At 44.3% G+C, this 1,188-nt stretch carries 1 protein-coding gene; it reads right to left on the minus strand.

Annotated elements, in window-relative coordinates; all coding sequences use genetic code 11:
- Window positions 1-210: 210 nt before the first annotated feature.
- Window positions 211-1,146, minus strand: a complete 936-nt coding sequence (locus ACFQ2O_RS21720; RefSeq protein WP_377533019.1) for an NAD(P)-dependent oxidoreductase — start codon at window positions 1,144-1,146, stop codon at window positions 211-213.
- Window positions 1,147-1,188: the final 42 nt, after the last annotated feature.

Raw genomic sequence — 1,188 nt, forward strand, 5'->3', positions numbered from 1 at the left:
TATTTAAGAAAACAGGCTCCTCCCGTTCTGCTCTTATGTATAGCAAAGGTATAAAATTTAAGGAACAAAGTGTAAATAATTTTCCATTGCTTCTCGCTATAGGTATACATGCCACTATATAAAACGGAAGTAAAAACTTACTGTTTCAGTTTCAAATAAGCTTTGAGTTGTTGTTTTTTCACACCTCTTCACAAGTATAAATATCTACTGCTATTGGAGCAGCTGCTGTATTTTATGAACCAGCACCTCATTTATCTTTACATAAGATTCATGGGTCCAGCCCGCAATGTGCGGCGTAAGAATCACATTCGTTGCGTCAGCCAGAAACTGGAAGGTAAGCTGTTGCTGTGCTGTAAGGGTGTGTAACTTTTCATTTTCCAATACATCCAGGGCAGCGCCTTTTACTTTGCCAGCCTTCAGATACTGCACCAGCGCCTCCTGATCCACTACATCTCCCCGCGATGTATTCAGGAACCACACAGGTTTGCTGCAGTTCTGAAAAAACGCATCATTAGCAAATTGCAGGTTATCGCTGATGTACGGAATGTGCAGGCTTATGACATCAGCATTGGCCTGTAGCTCCTCCAGCGACACGCTCATAACCGGTGCAGCTATTTTTTCGGGCGCATAGCGGTCGTAGGCAAGCAGTCGGCAGCCAAAGCCCTGTAGTACACGCGCGAAGCTTTGCCCCATATTTCCGTAGCCGATTATACCGATTGTCTTGCCACTCAGCTCTTCTCCCCTGTTCTCCTCGCGGAGCCAGACCTTATCCTGTACTTGTGTATGGCTGCGCGAAATGTTCCGAAACAGCGATAGCAGCAGTCCTAAAGTAAACTCTCCTACTGCCTGGCTATTGCCTTCGTTTGCGCCAAGTACAGGTATACCTAACTGCTCCAGCTTCTCCACTTCAATATTATCTAATCCTGCTCCCGCCCTTGCCACAAATTTCAGTTGATCAGCCAGTGCTATAGTATCAGTGGTAATGCGCATTTTTGACCTAACGATCAGCCCATCCATTCCTTGAAGGGCCTCCTTCACATCAGCTGGCTCAATTTCAGGTATATACACAGCTTCTACTCCTATACTTTCCAGCATCTTGAAAATACTGGGGTGTAGTTCGTCTATGATCAGGATTTGATTGGCCATTTTTATAAGCTTAAAAGATAGTGTATTTTATTTTTTAATATG

This window comes from Pontibacter rugosus (assembly GCF_042678745.1).
Classification (GTDB): domain Bacteria; phylum Bacteroidota; class Bacteroidia; order Cytophagales; family Hymenobacteraceae; genus Pontibacter; species Pontibacter rugosus.

Coding starts and splice junctions, on each gene's coding strand:
- ACFQ2O_RS21720 (WP_377533019.1), bottom strand. CDS start 1,146: ATGGCCAATCAAATCCTGATCATAGACGAACTACACCCCAGTATTTTC.